Below are 19,158 nucleotides of genomic sequence, written 5' to 3'. Positions count from 1 at the left end.
CTTTTAGTTCCTGTTTTCCCGTCCGTTCACCAGATACACAAACGTCCCGTATTTCAGCTTCACCTTGTTTTTCTTGATAGCCTTGCTGATGGCATTACTCGTTTTCTGGTAGGCATTGTTCACCGCCTGCATACCCCATTGGGCGAGGCTGTTACCGTATCCGCTGGTATTCATGTTCATGCTGCCCGACATGGCACTGCTCGCCACGTCCTTGCTTGTCTCGCGGAACTGGCTGATGGGTACGTAAAGTCCTTCCAGCCCGTCCGTATCGTAGATTGACAAGCTGACCTTGACCAGTTCATCCTCCACCAATATGCTGTTGATGCTTCCTTTTACACGTCCGGAAGAGAAACCGCTCACTGTGGCATACAGGTAAGTACCACGCCTGACCACGCTCTCGTTGATTTCGATGTCGTCCAGCAGGCGCAGCCGCACACGCGAGCCGTCCACGGCCTTGATGTTCTCGTCGATGATCGCCTTGATGAGTTTCGGTTCCCGAGCGTCTTTCGCCAGTGTGTTGAAGTAGTCCGAAGTCGTCTTTACCTTCTTCACCACCTCGCTTGCCTTGTCCGTCTCCGCAGGAGCTTTGACCGAACGGCTTTCCTCGTCGATGGTTCCCTTGGCCTGCGTCATCGTGTCTGGCGGAGCCGCCGTTGCGGTGCTGTCCGTTTCGGACGGCATGACCTCCCGTTGTCCTCTCAACCTCGTTTCGGCGAGTGCTTTTTCCAGTTCTGCGAGAGCTTCCTGCTCCCGCCTCTTGGCATCGGCCGCTTCCGCTGCCAGATCTTTCTCCTTTTCCTGCCGGTCAAGCAGGGCGATGTCCTCTTCGGTGTACTGCGATTCATATTCCTCTTGGTTATTGTCCGGTTCGTCCCGCTCGATGTTGTCCACAGCGGAATAATCTTGTATCTTGCCCCATGATTTGGCCATGTTCTCATACTTGCTGCCGATACCGTCGCCGCCCTTGATTTGGGCGTCTGGCAATTCGGGATTCAGGAACTCGGTCGTCTGGAGTGTCTTGTCCTGTACCTCGGCCTTCTCGGTATGGAACAGGTCGAAAATGAAGTACGACGTGCCGAGAAGGGGGATATAGAGGATAGCCGGAAGCATATACTTCGGCTGCCTGAAATTGATTCTCTTGAAGATATTGTTCATTGTTTCCCTTTAATTGAGTTGCACATACTTGCTTATAGTTCTCTCAAACGGCATATTCATAAGCCTGCCGTTCTATTCCGGCCTTTCCGTACCGCTTTCCTTCGTATCGAATCTTCGTACATGCGGTACGGAAAGCATCTTATGCCGTTCCCGGAGCACGGAATCCTGCATTTCCGTGGCCGTTCGGCGGACTGGATGATGGCGGTACACCACCGTCAGGCGGTAAATATTCCATGTCAGCCCGCAGATGGCGAAGCCGAATACGATGACGAGAAACAGCGTCCGGTGGGCGTTGGCGAAACCCTGTACTTTGGCCACTGCCTTGTCGATACGTGTCGCTTTGGCGAAGCGTCGCCCGGCATCCACGTCGCGTTCGTAGCGCTCCTTGTATTTCGGGTCGTTCTTGTCCGGCATCTTCTCGCCGAACAGCATACGTCTGAATCCTTTGATATTCATAGGACTGGTAGAGTTAATAGTTGCTTTTTGTCTTTTGCTCGATGTCCTTGTTCAGCAGTGTGCGCCAGTTCACAATGAGCAGCCCGTGCGGGTTGTTCTCCGTCCGGGGTACACGCTTGAGCTGTCCCGCCGTAACCAGTTCGCGCATCAGGATATTGCTGCGCCGTTCGATACGCTGCCGCCCGTAGTAAGTGAACTCCATCTTCTCCTTGTTGAAGGTGATACTGTCGCAGAAAATCGAAAAGACGGCACTCGTTCCCAAGATGTTGGAATAGAAACCTTTCTCCTTGAGCGTATTGTACTGTGCCAAGCCCGTTTCGTCCACTAAGTACATCGCTTTCTCCATCGTGTAGCGGATGTACTTGTCGTCGGGAGCAAGGGTAAAGAAGTAGTGGTGGAACATTTCGACATGGCTCTTGGCTTCCACGTCGAGCGTTTCCTCCATTGTCGTGCGGCGTACCAGTATGGGCACGTTGCCGTCCAGCACATATACTTTCTTTTGAGCGTCCGTAACCATCGTGCGGGCCGTCCAGATACTCGACACGCTGATGATGACGCAGCCCACAAGAAAGGCGGTACAAATAATTCCGACCAGTTTGATTTTGTTCTCTAAATTCTTGATGACCATTTTGTTTGAATATTTATCGTTACTTTGTTATCTCATTACCGTACCCATTGCGCCTGTTGCCGTCATTTTGGCCTGCTGTGCCACGCCCTCGCCGAAGTTTCGGGTTGAGAACGCCGTGTCACCCTCCGGTATCATCCATGCCGCAAGGTCGGGGACGAGGTTCAGGCATTTTAGGGCCACGATGCTTGCCGCCATCAGATAGCCCGCCGAGAAGAAGGAGTTTTGCAGGTAAGCCGCCATCGTCTGCTCGCTTGCCGTTATCGCCGTTAGGTTCTCTACCTGTATGCAAAGTACGATGTCGAACAGCAGCAGCACGTAGAAGCCCACGAAGTAGAGCATCGCCCCATAGAAATGTACCGTCAGATACCTCGTGAGCCACTTCGCCCACGCACCTTCCCATTTGGGCAGGAGCGAGAACGCCCACTGGATAGGTCCGAAAATGGTGAGCATTCCCAAAAGAATTTGCTGGCAGTAAATCGTGGCCCACCAACCTATTCTGAATACCACAAGGGCTATCAGCATGATGATTTTGTCTATTCCCACGATGACCCCCGAAGTCAGCGACGTGAACCACAGCTTCGCTGCATCCTTCTCCATGTTAGTAACCTCGTCCACGCCAGTTTGTTCCATCGTCGCCTCAATGAGGTTTGGGTCCGACGTACCCGTATGGGCGACATCGGCCTGCGCCTGAAGGGCGGTGTACATCGTGTCGCGCACGTAAATCAATTCCTGCACTTCCTCGAACTTATCCGAGATTTGCGAGGCTTCGGCCTCATAGAGGTCGTGTGTGTACGAACCGATACAGTTCGGAATATAGGAGAGGAAGTCCAGAAAGCACCAGTTGCTCCCGCTGCCAGCCATGCCCGTATCTGCCGGAGGATACCACCAGCAGAGAATGAGCGACACGGCCAACGGCTTGAAAAGTTTCATCACGTCCAGCGGCTCGTGCTTGACCATCATCTTGTACGCCATACCTGCCGCCATGATGATGGCGAAGAGTGCGGCCAGCGCCATGCACATCTGCAATATCCACCAGAACGGTCCTTGTGACCCCGTAAAGGTCGCATCGGTCAGGAACTCGTTGGTCTGAAAAATCACGTCGTCGATCTCCTCTTCCAAGAGGTCGATACCGAAATCTGAAAGTATGTTTCCGTCTGCCATAGGTTATATGCTTTTAGTTCCCTCTGTTTACCGTCTCGTCTCCGTCTCCTGTATCCGTGCCACCGTCCGATTGTGACCCTCGCACTGTGAAACGCGATTCGTTCCACCGGCCCATTGCCTCTCGGACGATACCGCCTTTGTTCAGCCTCCGGTCGACAGTTGCGTTCAATAGCCCGTCCGTAACCGTAGCGTTCTGTCTTCGGGCAAGGAAACCGACCAGAATCTCGTTCTGTCGTACCACGTCCTCATAAATCCGCAGGTATTCCTTCTTCCGTTGCGCATTGGGCATATAGGCATCCTTGGTGGCGTTGATGGCGCACTGGTACACGTGGTAGTATTCCGTCCACCGTTCCTTGTCGTCCGTCGTGCCTCCGGCAAGGAGGATTCGGTCGATGTTACGCTGAAGCCGTTCCATTTGAGCGTTTATCTTATCGCCTTCGGCCAGCCACGCGAGGTCGATCTGCCGGTCGGCCACGTTCAGCGCCTCGATTTCGGCACGCTTGACCAGCGCTGAGTCGATGGCTTCCGCCTCGTCCGTCTGGTTGTACAGGTTCACACCCGCCAGCGTGCGGAACGACAGTTTGTTCTTACTCGCCGCCGACTTCTTGTATTTGTTGTGCAGCAGCGTGTAGTAGAGTTCGGGCGACAGAGCACCCGTGCCGGTTTCCATGACCGTAATCTGATTCTGTTTCGGCGAATCGTGGTTGTAAGTGACCGACTGCGCCTTGATGCCGCCAGTTGTGATTGTCACAACCGCCATGAGTAATAATGTTCGTTTCATTTTTCCCTTTCATCGTTCGTTAATAATCCAGCCGTCCCGCTTTGCGCCACCGTCCGAAAGCCCCGTCGATAATCTCCTTGACTTTGGGACGGTAAATCTTCTCTTTCCAATAGCCGATACGCACCTGTATGTACCGCCACGTCTCGATATATGCCCGGTTCAGATGTCGCTCGATGTCGTCCAGCGACGTGTTCACTGCCTCCAGCACCAGCAGTAGGTCGGAAGTAGAACAGGCCGCTGCTCCGGTGGCATACAATACAAGGTCGCTTACCGACTTGTAGAGCTGCTCCCCGTCATCGGCGATGTCCCGTATCGCTTTCTCGTTGATAGCCAGTATCACCACGTCGCCGGGGTCGATGCGTCCCCGTTTCACGATTCTCTCGTTGAAATCTTCCAGCAGTCTCTTGTAATCGCCGATACGGTCGCTGACCGCCGTATAAGTGCTTTTCACGTTCAGTACCGTCCGCAAGGACTGGTACATCACGTCGATGACGTCGAAGGCGCGGGTATAGCGGTCCAAGTCCACATTCAGTTCCTTGTACTCGCCGATCTCCTCGCGGCTGTATTCGTGCAGCAGCTTGTTGCTGTATTCCAGCGTACTGCGGGCCAGCAGCAGACTGCGCTGTTTTTTGTGGTCGTTGATGTAAGCTTCTACCGACACGATGTCGAAGGTCCATTGCGCCTTGGCGATGCCGGGCAGGAGAGCCAGCAGCACGACTGTCATCAGCAGGGCACGTTTCATGGCCGCACCTCCTTTCCGCTGTCTTTGCCGTTCCTGCCGTTTCCGTTCCGCAGGTTTCGCGCATTCTCCACCCAACGTTCGTGGCATTCCTCCACGAGCGTCAGCCTGCGTCCCTCGTCCATGTCCAGTTCGGGCAGCACGTCCTTCAGCACGTCGATGATACTCCGCTTATAGTGCATCATCTTTTCCAGCGACACGAGGTCTGCATATATTTTTGTAATCCGGGAATCCACTTCCCGTGCGATTTCGAGCCGGTCGCTCGACCACAGCAGATGGTACACCTCTCCGGTCGGAGTCTCTTCCAATGGCGGGGTACGGGCGTATTCCGTCGTGATTTTGCACGAAGGATGCTCCCGTGCAATCTCCGCAATACGGTCGTTCACCAGTTTCGTTTTCTCCGCGTCCGACAGGTTCGGGTCGAGCGTCAGCACGTCGGCCACATACGTGTCGGTATATTCCGTGGTCAGTTCCCAACTGATCTGCACGATGGCACGGTGTATCTTGATACCGAGGAAATATTTCGGTTTGCGGGCTATCGAGACCGTTGCCTTGAACGTGATGACCCCGTTGATATTCGGCATGGTCGCCTTACGGACATAGGTGTAGCCGTTCCACGCCCCGCCGTCCTGCCACGACAGGCTGTAAGCCGTCTTGCAGTCCTGCATGATGGCCGGTATGCGGTAATAGTCGTCCGTTGCCACATCGTTATCGCCCGCCGCCTCGGTTTTTGCGTCGGTATATTCCTGCTGTTTCTTCTGCCATTCGGACAGCTCGCTTTTCAGGCGGTCTATCTGTGTTTTGTTCGCATTGTACTGCTGTCGGTACACCGCCGCATCTTCCACGCTCGCCTCGGCGATTTTTTTCAGCAGGTCGGCATTCTCATTCTCCAACGCATTGATTTGCGACTGAAGGACGGCCACTTGCTTCTCCGCCTCCTGCAGCATGGCGTCCAACTCGGATAAGTCCAATTCGTTCTCCGTAACCGTGGTCTGCATGGCACACTCCTTTGAATGGGCGTTCAGGGATTTGCCGCACTTCCGGCATTTGTACTGTGTCGTGCCCTGACCGAGCGTAGCCCCGTCCGAGCAGGTTACACTGATGGTCACGCTCTCGCAGCCCTGTAACTTTGCGGCATCCGTTGCCTGATAATAGTTCCGTGCGTCGGAAGCTATATAATAGGTATAACCCTCCTCGTTGTCGTTGAACTCCGAGAGACGGGCATTGAGTTGCGCCTTGAACGTGTTTAGGTCCATCGAATAAGAATCGAACACCTCCTCGTAAATGATTTCCTCCCGGTTCCAGCTTTTCTTCACATGGATTTCGTAGGCATAGGCTTTCTTCGTCTGTTTGCCGCCCCGGCTGATGATGTAACCGTTCTGCCAGTAGTTAATATTATAGGTATAGCCGTCGTTTTGGTTGTTGAGTTGCTGTACCCGGCTTCTCGACCATCCGGCATACCGTTCCGAATTGGCGAGTGCCTGCTCCCGTTGTGATGCATTGGGATAGAAGCCGGGATCGGTCGTCTCGAAACGCGTCCACTCTCCACCGTTCAGTATGCTGTTATCGTCCGTCGGCGGGTAGTAATCGCACAGGGCGATACTCCCTTGCTCGCGTCGGCCGATATACCACCGTTGCGTGTAGTAGTTTCCCGCTGTCTCGTCCAGATAATCCGTTATCCACGAGGTCAGGTCGTAGTTGCTGAAATCGAACAGTCCCGCTACGTTATCCTCTCCACCCACCATGTCGATCAGCAGACCGCCGAGGTCATGTTCCGCCTGCTCGAAGAGCGCACCGTAATGATCGTACAGGTCGATAATCTTGCTGATCCTGCCGCCCATCAGCTCATGGAACGAACTGGTCTGCAGCAGGGCGTCACCGATATTTCCGATACCAGCCGAGGCGAGACCGACACCCATGTTGTAGAGGTTGTCGATGTCGTGTTGCAGGTTCTCCTTGGTAAAGTTACCCGGCACGCTGGCGAGATCGTCCAACATATGCTGCCAGTCGATGTCGCCCACTTCCGAGAGTTTCAGCAGAGGGGCGATGTTTCGGTTGATTTCCAGAAACACGATGTCCGAAAAGCCCAGAGTGCTGTTCGTCACTACACTCTCGAACTGCATACACAGACTTTTCGTCTCGTCGCAGATTTTCATCAGGTAGCTGCCCCAGTAGATAGCCGTTTGCGGCGAGCGCAGCATCAGTTTCGCCACCACCCATATCTTCGGCATGATTTTCTCAGAGACCATGCGGTAAATGCGGCGGTAGTAGTAATTCTCCGTACTGCTGTTCCAGATGCCGAGGTCGGAAAAGGCTTTATGTTCCAAGAACTTGGACGCAAAAATCCCTGCCGTGGCCACTTCCGCCGCATTGTAGTGCTTGAGAATGTCATCGACCTGCTCCCGGTAATAGCTTTCCGCCACGGCTTCCGTACCGAAAGCGGTAGCCATTGCCGCCACGGTACGCGCATCGTAGTTCACGCTGTAATACTGTGCGTGGACCTGCTGCACGACGACGAGCGACAGGAGTATGAGGATAAGTGACAGCCGTTTCATCATGGATTCTTTCCCAGTTAAAAACAGACGCCCGTCAGCGCGTCATGCCTCTTAGTGCACGTATCAGTCCGTCGGCCTCATATACGGCGGATTCTGCCACCAGACGGTGATGTATGAATACCTCCTTGGCGATCTCGTACCTGCGTTGTTCCCATTTCGCCTCTTCTTCCTCGTCCTGTACGGAATTTTCTATGCCGGCGTATTCGTCCAGTTCCTTACCGAGCATCCCCAACCGGAGATTGTATCTTTCCAGAACCTCCTCTATTTCCTCAATGCTTTTTCTACCCATGTCGCGTACCCTTACCAAGTCCTTTCCGGGCCATTGGCATAAATCCCGGATGGTCTTGATGTCGAACTCACGGAATATCCGCTGGATACGGGCTTCATATTTGCTCCCGAACTCAAGTGTCTTTACACTTTGGCTGATGTCTATCTTTTCCATTTTTGTAATTGATAATTTGATTGTTATTGTTTTACATGAAGATTCAATACCCGTCCGGCCTCGTTGACCTTTTGGGCGAACGGCAGGGACTTCCCGATACCGCTGGCGTTCCAGTCGCGGCAGTACGCCTCGATAGCTTCCTGATGACTGCACCGTAATTCCCGTTTATAGAGTTTAAGAGCTTCTTTCTCCGCCCGCTCCGTGGTGTAGGTCATGTAACATTCTCTTGGTTCTTCTACGCCGTACACGCCGCTGGTCGTTCCCCGGCGGATGAACACCTCGCGGAAGAAACTGCGCCCTTCCTTGTTTTCCAGCCGGTTGATGGTGAATATCTTCTTGCAGTCCACGTCGGTAAGGCCGAGAATAGCCTTGATTTCATCGAACCGCTCGCGGAACTTGCTCTGGTCGAGCAGCATCACCACGTCCGAGTTGTTGATGATGGCCTCCTTGACAATAGGGCTGCCGATAATGTCCTGTATTTCCTGCGTCACCACACCGACCGAAGCCCAGAATTTACGGGCCGTCTTGTACATAAACTTGATGTATTCGGCCATGAGCGGGCTGGCAATAGCTTTCCACGCTTCCTCGATGACCAGTACCTTACGGTTCTTCTTGATACGCATCTTTTGCAGAAACACGTCCATGATAATCAGTGTGACAAGAGGGAACAGGAGAGGATCATCTTTTATACTGTCGATTTCGAAGACGATAAACGTCTCATCGAACAGTGAACTGTCCATGTTCTCATTCAGCGTCTTTTCATGATTGCCGCCCCGGTAGAAGTCCTTCATCATGTAACGGTATGTCGAGATGTCGATGCCCGAAATGTGGTTCTCGGCACAGATGTCGGGGATGCGCTGCACGGAAAACTCATAAAACGAGTTGAACGACAGCTCTTCCACTTTTAGCTCCTTACGGCGGCGTTCCATCTCGTCGATCATGCGCTCGATACGCCCGGCCCGCTCTCCTTCGTCTTCGCCCTGCTTCTCGGCATGGTTACGGTCGTCGATGAGCAGCCCCTTACGCAAATCCTCCCGTTGCAGGGGCGTGAAGCCGTCGAACCCATTGAAATAGGTGTCGTAATACTCCGTGATAACCTGTTCTATCAGGCGATCCTCCGTCTTTGTGACCGTACCCTGCGAGCCTTTCCAGATGAGCAGTACGAGGTTTTTCAGGAAGCCCGTTTTCTCCACATTCATTTCCGCCCGGTTGATGCGGAATGGGTTCATGGTAATCGGTCTTTCCTCGGTATAGGAAATGTACTTGCCGCCCAGATACTCGCAAAGCCCCTCGTAGCTGTTACCCGTATCGACCATCACCACGTCCGTTCCCTGCTCGTACAACTGGCGCACGACAGAGTTCATGTGGAAGCTCTTGCCGCTGCCTGAAGGCCCTAAACAAAAGAAATTCGAGTTGTCTGTCAGTTTGTTTTTTCCTTCCTTTCCCGTGATGTCTATAGCCACCGGCACGCCTTGGCGGTCCGTGTAGTAAATTTTCAGAGGTGTTTCTTCGCTGTGCTGTATGTGCTCCTTATACATCAGGCACACCGCCGCGTCACCCAGCGTCAGGAAGCGGTCATAGTCCTCGTTCATGCCGTAGCAGTTACCCGGAAACGAGTTCACGAACAGTTCCAGCTGATTGTACGCCCTCTTGGAGATATGGATACCCATACGCCCGAAAGCGTTCTCCAAATGGTTCGTGCATTTTTGCAGGTCCGTACCAGTCGGTACGGCGACAATCAGGTTGAAATGGGTGTACACAAGCTGCTTGCTTTCCCGCGCGATGACCTCCTGTACCCGCTTGATGTCCTCCACGGCCATCTGGTTGCTCGGATTGGGAATACTGGCGTGCCGGTTCTTCTTTTTGTCCAGCAGGGCCAGTTCCCTTTTCTGATTGGGCAGGAAGACAATCTGGTTGTAGATGACAGCCTCCGCACTCGGAATGCTGTCGATGGCAGCCAGCAGGTCCACGGGCATATCCGTGTTATTGACCTCTATATTGGTATAAGGTCGTATCAGTGAAGGCAGTGCGGCGCAGTCCACATCGACAAGACTATATACCTTGCAGCGTTTGTCGCCCATCGAGACCGTCTCGTCGTCTGCTTTGAAGTTGGTCATCGACACGATCCGGTCCTTGAAGTTCATGGCAAAGTAGCGGTCCACGTATTCGCTTGCCTCGGCTTTGTTCAGGAACTTGGCCTGCACCCCGGCATCGTGCAACTGGTCATGCACTTTGCGGATTTTGACCAGAAAATCGCGCCACTTCTTGTTGTCGAACGAGAACAGTCGGCTCTTCTTCGCCTCCTGTGTGATGGTCAGGTAACACACGCTGTCCGTGTAGTTGCGCCCCTTGAAGTAGCGGAAGTAGGCCGACGAGAGGAACTCGTGTTTGTCGCCCGTCTCGTTCTCGAACTGTTTCCTGACGAAGATGTCCTGTTTGTGCAGGGCATATCCTTCGCCGAGCGTTTGTGCGAGGGCGGTGAAAAGGTGCGTGAACTCATAGTAGCTGTCGATGTTCGCGCAGTATTTTTGCACGGGGTTCTCTATTTTCAGGATAGCGGAATATTCGCCCGTCTTGGTATAGAGCACACCCACGCCGTTCGTCTCCTCCACGGAAAAATAGATGTCCTGAAAGATACGCTTGCGCTTGCCTCCGGTACCGAACGCATAGACCGACAGGGCCATGCCGGCACACAAGGCGATAAAAAGTAGAATGATGTACAAAGTCATCTCAAAATACGATAAAAAGGCCGGGCCGCCCGGATTTCAGGCGGCCGGCCCGCGTTCAACATTCAACAAGACCACACGTTGCCCGTGATGGTTTTTCTTTTCTTCTCACAGCTTCTTCGAGTGGGCATAGATATACACCCCGCGCCCGTCTTTCTTGGTATGCAGCCCTTTCCGCTGTTTGAGCATGATAAAGGCGATACCCGCCGAGACGACCGCAACCAGCACGACCAGTCCGACCACGAACCCTGCGAGACAGTAGGCGATTATAAAACCGACGATGGCTCCGCCGGCAACACCCGCCGCCCAGTAGATGTAGCGTCCCTGAATCCCCATGAACTCCAAAGGCCGTTGCAGACCCTTGAACAACGGGTAATCGGGATAACGTTCGTCCTTGCCTTTCATCGTGCGGGAGGTTTATGCGCCGAGACCGAAGAACATCGGAAGTGCTTGTGCGGCAGCGATTAGGAAAATGCAGGCTCCCACGACCATCATGATCTTCTTCTTTACGTCCTGCTCCTCGTTGTTCATGGCGATATATACCGAGATAGCGCCCACGATAGCCACCACGCCTGCGATGGCGTAACACAGTTTGACCATGATGGGGACATACTTGGCAATTTCCTCCGTCACGGTCGCCAGTGCAGTCGTACCGGCGGAATAATCGCCTGCGGAGTTCTGGGCCATGACGGCTGTTGTGCCGCACAGCAACATCAGCGTGAGCATCTGCATCTTTTTCGTAGAAAACATTCTTTTCATTTGTCTTTTAGTTTTTTGAAACATGATTATTTATTTTTTAGGGTAAGTATTGCAGTTCTTCCGAATCATCATCGCGGCAACACGCCGCCGGTTGCCGGTTTCTATATGCGATAGCCGAAAAAGGCAGGAAAGACGAGGAACGCACCGATCAGGAACAGACACGCGCCGACAAGCGTTATGATGGACTTGGTGATGCCGTCCTCGCCCGTGTTCATCTTTACGTAAATCTGGAATCCGGACACAATCACACAAATCCCGGCGATGGCACAGCATAGAGCTTGGACGTAAAACATCATCGTTACCACGTAGTCGTGCATCGTCGCCAGCGCATCCGCACCCCAACTGTAATTCACGCTGCCGCTTTTCGCCAGAGCTGAACAGGGGATGATGGAACAAAGCGCACATAGTATCTTTTTCGTTTTCGACATCTTACAGCTTATCTTTGACCGGTCTCCATTTCAGGCAGGGACGGTTGTCCAAGCGTCCTTTGGAAATCAACGCCTTATACATCTCTTCGTCGGTAAAGCCGTCGGACAGGTAGGGAGCGATCTCTTCCATCTGCGCCTCCGCCTTGGCCTTCAGCCTTTCAAGCCGCTCTTTCGCGGCTGCCTCCTTTTTCCCTGTATCGCCGTCTTGTACCGCAGGTGGGGCAGCTACGGCTTCCGTGTCGCATGTCTCATTTCCGATACTAAACCCGGTCTCGTTCTCCGAAACCTCGACACTCTCTTCCGTGGCATCCATCGGACCGAGGTCGAAAACTTCCTCGTCAGTCTTCTCCGTTCCCTTCTTTCCATACAGGTCACGGGTAATATTGACTGCGTAATAGACGATGTACAGCCCCGTCAGTACAAGGGCGAATATAAAGTATGAACTCATTTGTTTTTAAGTATGAAATTAAACTTTAATTGAACTTTGAAAGTACAAATGCAAAGAAATGTATTATATTCGATATAACGAAATCTCTTTATATCAAACAGTATTTTATTACATAGAAATAAGTACGAAACATATAAATTGAACTTTAATTTCATACTTTAAGGCGAATGTACCGGGAAAAACGGGCATAAAAAAAGCCCTCCCGGGAGGAGAGCTTTCAAGGGAGGGGTAACGATAATGCCTTACCGTTTCTTTCCACGCAGGTAATCGTTCAGGTCCTTGTACTCGTGATAACGGAGTGCTTCGTTGTGTACCCGCTTGCCGTACATGCCGGCGATGGTCTCTTCCGTTTTCTGTCCGGCGAGATCATTGTCGAGATAACAGTGTATTTCCTCGTACACCTGCAAGTGTTCCAAAGCCTTTTTCAGGTTGTTCACCGAGTTCATCACGAGGTAATCGCAAGGTGCGCCGATGCAGACCGTATCATCACCCGTCTGTTTCAGCGTCAGGTAAGAGAGAAAATCCATGAAGCCTTCGAACACGCAAACCCGGTTCTGTGCTTCACTATGAGAATGCCTGATGACAGAGATGTCCTTACACCGGATACAGCCCTTATAATAAGGATTGCGAATCTCGTACCCGCCCGCCACGTTACCGAAGGCAAGGGCGAAGTAGCGCCGTTGCCGCAATTCATAATGGACCTCCCGGCAGAACATGCGGCCGATGTCTCCGTCGATTCCACGGGAATGAAGGTACGAGAGCAGCGCATGGTGCTGCAACGGTACGATGAGCACGTCCTTCATGTCGGCTTCGACGGGTCGGGGCGTTGTCCCCGGAATCCGCACCCTTTGTATCGGGATAGCGTTCTCGTGCTTGCCTATATAGGCAAGCACTTCGCTCACGCTGTCCGTCCGGTAAAGGTGCTTGCCCAGTTCCACAAGGTCTCCGCCCGTCGCTGCGCCAAAGTCATACCATTCGTTGAGCCGGTCATTGACCTTGAACGACGGGGTACGCTCATTGCGTAGCGGCGACAAATACCAGTATTGTTTCGATGTTACACTCTGGGGGTGGTAGCCGAGGCTGGCAAGATAGTCCACGATACGCAGTTGTTTTGCTTCCGCTATGGTCATGTCATTTTCTTTTCACTTGTTTTCAAAAAACGGTTTACTTTGGTTTTTCTCCTATATATACCCGGACCAAAGTAAACTAAATTATTTTTCACCTTCCGCGTCCTCGCATTCTTCGTCGAAAAGCAAGGCTTCGGTCGGGGTCACATCGTAATAAAAGAGCTTGTCCCGTTTGACGATCAGCTTTAGGTTTTCCGTCAGGTACTGCAGCAGTTTTATCATGACGCTGCGTCCCCGTTTGAACCCGATAGCCTCATAGGAAGCCATGAGAGCCTGTAGTACGTTCTCGAAACCTTTGATGGGCCTGTCCCCGAAAGCGGCGGAAAGCGCCTCCCGGTGCTGCTCGATGGACAAATCCATGAAGCTGCTCCGGGCCTTCGGTCTCACGCTGCCATCAAACGAATAGTTATCCACCATGACCGGCAATCCTTCGTCATCAACGGAAAAAGCAAACGGTTTGAACTCCTTCTCGCGGATATGCAGCGCATGAACTTCACTGATAACGGGATTCTCCGCACTCTTGGTGATGACCAGCACCGTTTCCGCCTTATTGCTCATTTCCGTGCCGATATGCCCGCGCACATTGTTGTCGCCTTTATTCAGGTGCAGCACACAATGGATATGCAGGTCGTATTTCGACGACCACTCCATCATCTTGTTGATAACCTCCACCGATTCGCTGGTGCTGTTGATGTCGAGCATCAGGTCGCGGATGCCGTCAATGATGACCAGCCCGTACCCTTTGTTCTGTCGCAGAGCGTAGTCGATGACCTCAATACGCACGGCTGGCGTGTATTCCCGCAGGCAAATGAAATCGAGATTCTCGTTGTCGGTTGTGGTGGGCAGCCCCGCCAGGCGGAGAATACGTTCCAACACGTTATGGCAATGGAAACGGCTCTGTTCGGTGTCCACGTACAAGATCCTACGCTTGCCTTCGGGCAGATGCGCCCGGTAGTTCAAAACCTGCCGGCCCGCCAGTGACGCGGCGACAATAGCAGAGACATTAAACGTCTTTTTCGCCTTCGCCTTACCCGTCGAAGCGCTAAAATTGCCGAGCGTCGCTATGGTGGAGTTGTCGATCCATATAATCTGGGGCGGAGTCACGTAGGTGTCCGTGGCCTTTATCTGCGATGCCGTGAGAATATCCGACAGGCGATTCTCGTCCAGTTCCGCCCACGAGTTACGGTCAGTTCTTTTTTCGTTTTCCATAGCGCTTCTGGTTAAAGAACGGTTGGGTTGCGGATACTTCCGTCGCCATACGCATGGCATCGTCCACCGTAGGTTCGTAGTTTTGCAAGAGCCATGCGTCCAGCTCTTCCTTCGCGAAGTAAAGCATCTTGCCGCGAGGTTTGTAGTGCGGGATTTCCTTGTTCGATGTGAGTTTGTACAACATACTTTCGGACACGCCGATATACATGCACGCCTCTTGAAAAGTGAAGACTTTCTTGGTCGTGTAAATGGTATTTTCCAGCAAAGCCACACGCTCCAACAGACCTTCCACCGGTTCCAACTTCTTGAGAACCGCTTCTATGGCGGTCAGCCGTTCGCTTAACCGCTCCATGAATGTTGTTCTGTTTTGCATAAAATACATGTTAAAATTAGACAATGGAGAGTTACCTCCGTTATGCAGCGCGCTAACGGAGGTCAAAGTTATGTGATGTGAACCGGACAGCCGGAAATTCCGGCATGATACTATGCACGTATCACGGCAACTATCACTGTTTTATCTTTCACATACTTGGCTTTTTGGCACTTCGTGTCATATTTTCAGCCGACTGATGGCTTTTCGTATGCCGAGGTTTGCCGATGTAATGTTGTTCCTCGCCGCAGAGAGGGCAGACGAGAGGCTTGAAGCGGTAACATATCTTGTGCCGTCTTTGGACAACAGGAACCGCCCCTTGTCGAGAACCGACTGCCAGTGAGGCAGGATAAAGGTGTTTTCGAGCAACGCATCGAACAGAACCGCCACATGGCGGATATTGTTCACACGTATACAGAAATTCTCCTTGCAGGCAAAAAGCGCTTCCATGTCCTCGATGCGGAGAGTGGAAACGCAAAACAGATGATAAGCGTTGGCGCAAGCCACAATACCTGTCATCTGTTCACGGGAAAAATTGCAACCAAAGGAGAGAGGTGGAGCGTTTCTGGAATCTTCTGTACGTGAAGAGTCGAACCATACTCCGGCAATGTCGTACTTTTGTTTCAAGGCCATGCACTCCTCGAAAGAAAATGTTTCTGCGGTAAAGAGGCTTTTGACGAGACTTGTACAATCGAGCAACAGCCCTCTGATGATATGAATGTTCATTTCATGGCAATTCCTGCAAACCGCACTGTTGCAGTCGATGTACCGGTGGCTGTTTATAAAGTCATCCACGTAGCGGCCATATCGTTTGCCGTCTGCCATGACGTCTTGAAGATAAAGCTCCCTTGCTTCGGAGAGCAACTCGTAAAATTCTTCCGCTACATCCTGTTCCGTAGCGAAGTGGTGCAGATGTGGTCTCCCTTCAAAAAAAGAGAGGACCTGTTGTTTTGTCCTTTCATGTCGAATTGTTTTTTATGGGTTTATACTTATTATAATAGTGGCATTACTTCGACCATTTGAAATATCGGAGAAAAGCCGGAAATATTTACCTGTAAATTGAATTTGACATGTATGACTACATCAGTCGAATAGGCCGTTAACCAAATTGACTGCTTCGTCTTTTTTCTGGTTGATGATTTTGGCGTACACCTGTGTCATTCTCACGGAGGTATGGCCAAGCAGCTTCGATACGGTATAGAGATCCGCACCGAGCGTCAGCATCATGGTCGCGAATGTATGCCGGGCGGTGTGAAAAGTAAAACGCTTGGTGATTCCGGCCGCTTCGGCCCACGGTCTGAGATACTGATTGATATTTGAAGGCAGGTTGAACACAGGATCGTCCGCAGCCTTGTCCTCACGCTCCGGCATCCATTTCAACGCCTCGTTGGAGAGTGGCAGGTAAATCGGTTCTTTGGTCTTCTGCATAGCTACCGCCAGACGGTATTGGCCGTTATCGACAAAGACATTCTTCCATTTCAGGCCGACAATATCGCTGATACGCAGTCCGCAGAAGCAGGAGAACAGATAGGCATTTTTTACCCTCCCTTCCTGCATCGGAGTGGCAATCAATGCCCGTACCTCTTCGATGGTCATATAGGACCGCACGCTTTCCGGCATTTTGGGCTTCTCCGACTTTTCCATCTCGTTAAACGGATTTCTCAACAACCGTTTAGCCCGAACGGCAGCATTCAGGGCGCCATTGAATATCTGATAATAGGTGTTGCGTGTAGAAGCTGCTATCGGCTTTCCTTTAGGGCGGAAGGTTGTCAGCATGTAGTCGATATAGCCTTGGCAAAAAGCGAGGTCAACCCGATCCAATATAAATCTTTCCCCTGCATATTCTTTCAGGATATGGGTAACGGCTTTGATTTGACCGATACCCTTCTTGTCGCGTTTCTCTTGGTACTCCAGATAGGTTTGCATCCAGTCCAGCAGATAAATCTTATCCGTATGGTTCACGATACCGGCTTCACCACTGGTCAGTTCGATAATACGTTTCGACTTGATGGCATTTGCGGCAGCCATTGTTATTTCATTTTGCCGACGGGTATTGCTGTCCGTTCCCGGAATAAGATACAGCTTCAGGTACTCGTATGTCCGTTTGCCGTTGCGGTATATATCCAGATACAGACTTTTGCTGCCATCGGACAAATCCTTCATCCGAAGACGGATTGGTTCTTTTACTTTTTTAGGCTTCTTTATTCGTGGCATAATCGTATTCTTTCATTCGTTATTTTTCGTATGCAAATGTACGAATTAAAACTGAAATCAAGAAACAAACAAGGAACAAAAATGTACCCAAAAAGAACCGATTAACAGAAAATAATGAAAACAACTGAAAGAAAGAGCGTCTTTATAAAACACTGATATAAAGCTAATTTATCTATACTTGTTTGGATTTTCTTTTCATCTTTAATATACCTGTTTATTTATTGGTAATGAATGAACTTACACCCACCCAGACAAAATCGTCCAAATCAACCTCAAAATAATCCCCTCCTCCCCGATTGAGTGCGGCAACTTCCGCCAAACGTCCTTCGGGAAGCATCTTGTAAACGCGGACATAACATTCTTCCTTATACGGATTTTCATCTACGACAAGGAAAAGACCGGATTTTCCACAGAATAAAGGGGTATCTATACTACGATATTCGTAAACTTCTCCTGTAACATCACTCATCACAAAATAGCCCCAGCTCTCAAACCCTGAATAGTGAAAAAAATGCAGACCGTAATCAGACTGATACCCATCATAGTACCATTTTATAAATCCATCTTCATCTTCTTTCGCCGGAGAATTCAGCAGTGCGAGTTCCCCCTTTTTCCAGCGCACGGACAGTTTATTCTGATTGTCTGTATAACGCCCTTTACCAGAATCAAGCTGTTTATTACAACTATCCGCCTTCATATTCGTATATTCAGCAAATTCAAGTTTTTTCACGTCTGCCCCTGTATTGCTATACATACGCAAGGAGATCATTCTTCCACTATGATAGTCATACATACTCTTTTCAATCCGGTTGCCTTCTTCAGAATAAATTTCAGTCATGACACCCGGCACGCCTTTCTCCGAGTACGGATAACTCTCGAAACGACGTAGCCGCCCGCCAGAATAATTCCTTATATCCAGCCGCTTTTGAGTTCCGACCGTCACAATGCTTCGTTTTACAGAATCACACTTATCATCCATGAAGTATATCGGCTCATCGGAATCCTTTTCAAAATATTTTCGTTTCAGAAGATACTTTTTGCCGTTCTCCAATGCATAAATTTCTTGAATGTAATAAAAGGGAGTCCCTTCTGATGCCTGATATTTATACTCATACCAGTCGGGAGCCTCCGCTACCCCGTCAGGGTCATTATAAGCGTATTCCGAATGGCTATAATACCAACATTCGGTCGGTAACACTTCCTGATCGTCAATATAATGATTAACCTGCCATAGATGTCCGTTGGCATGCCATCTCATTTCCTCTCCGTTTAGCTTCCCATCTTTATAGTGTTCAAACCAGTCCGGCTTTCCATCATAATACCATCTCTGACGTACTCCATTAAGTTTACCTCGTGTAGCCTGGTAAAAGATATGGGGATATCCGTTGGAATAATAAGATTGATAAAGTTCACAAATACTGTCAAGAGTGATTATACGACTTGTCATACAATGGGAAGAGATACTGTAATGACGCACCGTATCGTTCTTTATTCCGTCTTTATAAACAACTACCGAATAATAGGGTTCCGACACAAAAGAATCAGTCGAGCGAAAATAAAAGTGCTTATAAGCACCGTTCATCAATGAGTCCTTGTAAAAACAACGTTCCACGCCATCTACTTGTTTCCGGCAAATACTGTCGGAGTCATAGACCTTCAAAGAAGATGCTTCCGGTTCTTTTAGCAATGATTCGGAAAGCGTATCAGGAATAATCCAATCACTTCCTTTATAAAAATCCATAGAGAAAGCTTCGGAAATAGCAGTAGTTTTTTCGCTTAAAGCGTTTTCCTGTGTTTCCTGATTCGTGGAAGAAGATTGCGAAGTTCCTCCGGTTTTTCCGCCACATGATAACAACAGTAATACGCAGCTATATACCAAAGCGTTTTTCATACCAAATATCTTTTATTTAATACATAATTACGGCAAAATTAATGATAATATCAGATAATCAGGTATAAA

Annotated in this window: 20 protein-coding genes; 1 reads left to right on the top strand and 19 read right to left on the bottom strand. The window is 50.7% G+C overall.

Going from position 1 to position 19,158, the window contains the following annotated elements:
• Nucleotides 1-3: 3 nt before the first annotated feature.
• The 17 genes from traM to HMPREF9009_RS11515 form a co-directional block, all read right to left on the bottom strand.
• Nucleotides 4-1,155, bottom strand: coding sequence for a conjugative transposon protein TraM (gene traM / locus HMPREF9009_RS11595; RefSeq protein ID WP_004294447.1), 1,152 nt, complete (start codon nucleotides 1,153-1,155; stop codon nucleotides 4-6).
• Between the two features lie 72 nt (nucleotides 1,156-1,227).
• Nucleotides 1,228-1,611 carry a hypothetical protein gene (locus HMPREF9009_RS11590; RefSeq protein WP_004294448.1) on the bottom strand — a complete coding sequence of 128 codons (384 nt, stop codon included), beginning with the start codon at nucleotides 1,609-1,611 and terminating at the stop codon, nucleotides 1,228-1,230.
• Between the two features lie 13 nt (nucleotides 1,612-1,624).
• Complete coding sequence (gene traK, locus HMPREF9009_RS11585) at nucleotides 1,625-2,239, bottom strand: conjugative transposon protein TraK (RefSeq protein WP_004294450.1); 615 nt, start codon at nucleotides 2,237-2,239, stop codon at nucleotides 1,625-1,627.
• 27 nt (nucleotides 2,240-2,266) lie between these two features.
• Nucleotides 2,267-3,400 carry a hypothetical protein gene (locus HMPREF9009_RS11580; RefSeq protein ID WP_007219889.1) on the bottom strand — a complete coding sequence of 378 codons (1,134 nt, stop codon included), beginning with the start codon at nucleotides 3,398-3,400 and terminating at the stop codon, nucleotides 2,267-2,269.
• Between the two features lie 13 nt (nucleotides 3,401-3,413).
• Complete coding sequence (locus tag HMPREF9009_RS11575) at nucleotides 3,414-4,181, bottom strand: DUF5045 domain-containing protein (protein ID WP_004294454.1); 768 nt, start codon at nucleotides 4,179-4,181, stop codon at nucleotides 3,414-3,416.
• Nucleotides 4,182-4,200: 19 nt separating this feature from the next.
• Nucleotides 4,201-4,923, bottom strand: coding sequence for a hypothetical protein (locus HMPREF9009_RS11570; RefSeq protein WP_004294455.1), 723 nt, complete (start codon nucleotides 4,921-4,923; stop codon nucleotides 4,201-4,203).
• On the bottom strand, nucleotides 4,920-7,475 hold the full coding sequence (locus HMPREF9009_RS11565) for a hypothetical protein (RefSeq protein WP_029429258.1): 2,556 nt from the start codon (nucleotides 7,473-7,475) through the stop codon (nucleotides 4,920-4,922). Before HMPREF9009_RS11565 ends, HMPREF9009_RS11570 begins: the two co-directional genes overlap by 4 nt.
• Nucleotides 7,476-7,509: 34 nt before the next feature.
• Nucleotides 7,510-7,917 carry a DNA-directed RNA polymerase subunit alpha C-terminal domain-containing protein gene (locus HMPREF9009_RS11560; protein WP_004294457.1) on the bottom strand — a complete coding sequence of 136 codons (408 nt, stop codon included), beginning with the start codon at nucleotides 7,915-7,917 and terminating at the stop codon, nucleotides 7,510-7,512.
• A gap of 23 nt (nucleotides 7,918-7,940) precedes the next feature.
• Nucleotides 7,941-10,646 (bottom strand): TraG/VirB4 family ATPase, encoded by a 2,706-nt coding sequence (locus HMPREF9009_RS11555; protein WP_017140657.1) that lies wholly within the window; start codon nucleotides 10,644-10,646, stop codon nucleotides 7,941-7,943.
• A gap of 105 nt (nucleotides 10,647-10,751) precedes the next feature.
• Complete coding sequence (locus HMPREF9009_RS11550; protein WP_004294460.1) at nucleotides 10,752-11,048, bottom strand: DUF4133 domain-containing protein; 297 nt, start codon at nucleotides 11,046-11,048, stop codon at nucleotides 10,752-10,754.
• Between the two features lie 12 nt (nucleotides 11,049-11,060).
• Nucleotides 11,061-11,426, bottom strand: coding sequence for a DUF4134 domain-containing protein (locus HMPREF9009_RS11545; RefSeq protein ID WP_004294461.1), 366 nt, complete (start codon nucleotides 11,424-11,426; stop codon nucleotides 11,061-11,063).
• Between the two features lie 77 nt (nucleotides 11,427-11,503).
• On the bottom strand, nucleotides 11,504-11,830 hold the full coding sequence (locus tag HMPREF9009_RS11540) for a DUF4134 domain-containing protein (protein WP_017140656.1): 327 nt from the start codon (nucleotides 11,828-11,830) through the stop codon (nucleotides 11,504-11,506).
• 1 nt (nucleotide 11,831) lies between these two features.
• Entirely contained in the window at nucleotides 11,832-12,278 is a 447-nt protein-coding gene (locus HMPREF9009_RS11535; RefSeq protein ID WP_004294463.1) for a hypothetical protein, read from the bottom strand.
• Between the two features lie 242 nt (nucleotides 12,279-12,520).
• On the bottom strand, nucleotides 12,521-13,408 hold the full coding sequence (locus HMPREF9009_RS11530) for a toprim domain-containing protein (RefSeq protein ID WP_004294464.1): 888 nt from the start codon (nucleotides 13,406-13,408) through the stop codon (nucleotides 12,521-12,523).
• An 81-nt stretch (nucleotides 13,409-13,489) separates the two neighbouring features.
• Nucleotides 13,490-14,614 carry an AAA family ATPase gene (locus HMPREF9009_RS11525; protein ID WP_004289317.1) on the bottom strand — a complete coding sequence of 375 codons (1,125 nt, stop codon included), beginning with the start codon at nucleotides 14,612-14,614 and terminating at the stop codon, nucleotides 13,490-13,492.
• Nucleotides 14,592-14,966 carry a helix-turn-helix domain-containing protein gene (locus tag HMPREF9009_RS11520; protein ID WP_004294465.1) on the bottom strand — a complete coding sequence of 125 codons (375 nt, stop codon included), beginning with the start codon at nucleotides 14,964-14,966 and terminating at the stop codon, nucleotides 14,592-14,594. The genes HMPREF9009_RS11525 and HMPREF9009_RS11520 overlap by 23 nt, the downstream gene beginning before the upstream one ends.
• Before the next feature lie 198 nt (nucleotides 14,967-15,164).
• Nucleotides 15,165-15,809: a hypothetical protein gene (locus HMPREF9009_RS11515; RefSeq protein WP_004294466.1), complete on the bottom strand. Its 645-nt coding sequence runs from the start codon at nucleotides 15,807-15,809 to the stop codon at nucleotides 15,165-15,167.
• Between HMPREF9009_RS11515 and HMPREF9009_RS25935 the strand changes: the two genes are divergently transcribed.
• Nucleotides 15,714-16,007 carry a hypothetical protein gene (locus HMPREF9009_RS25935; RefSeq protein WP_162129475.1) on the top strand — a complete coding sequence of 98 codons (294 nt, stop codon included), beginning with the start codon at nucleotides 15,714-15,716 and terminating at the stop codon, nucleotides 16,005-16,007. The genes HMPREF9009_RS11515 and HMPREF9009_RS25935 overlap by 96 nt on opposite strands.
• Before the next feature lie 60 nt (nucleotides 16,008-16,067).
• On the opposite strand, the gene HMPREF9009_RS11505 is transcribed toward HMPREF9009_RS25935, so the two are convergent.
• Together HMPREF9009_RS11505 and HMPREF9009_RS11500 are read right to left on the bottom strand one after the other, a co-directional pair.
• Nucleotides 16,068-17,198 (bottom strand): site-specific integrase, encoded by a 1,131-nt coding sequence (locus tag HMPREF9009_RS11505; RefSeq protein WP_004289313.1) that lies wholly within the window; start codon nucleotides 17,196-17,198, stop codon nucleotides 16,068-16,070.
• A gap of 214 nt (nucleotides 17,199-17,412) precedes the next feature.
• Nucleotides 17,413-19,089: a toxin-antitoxin system YwqK family antitoxin gene (locus HMPREF9009_RS11500; RefSeq protein WP_049702351.1), complete on the bottom strand. Its 1,677-nt coding sequence runs from the start codon at nucleotides 19,087-19,089 to the stop codon at nucleotides 17,413-17,415.
• Nucleotides 19,090-19,158 lie beyond the last annotated feature (69 nt).

Source organism: Bacteroides sp. 3_1_13, assembly GCF_001185845.1.
GTDB classification, from domain to species: Bacteria; Bacteroidota; Bacteroidia; order Bacteroidales; family Bacteroidaceae; genus Bacteroides; species Bacteroides xylanisolvens.
Note: the sequence above shows the minus strand (reverse complement) of the source record. Positions and strands in the feature narration are given on the sequence as shown.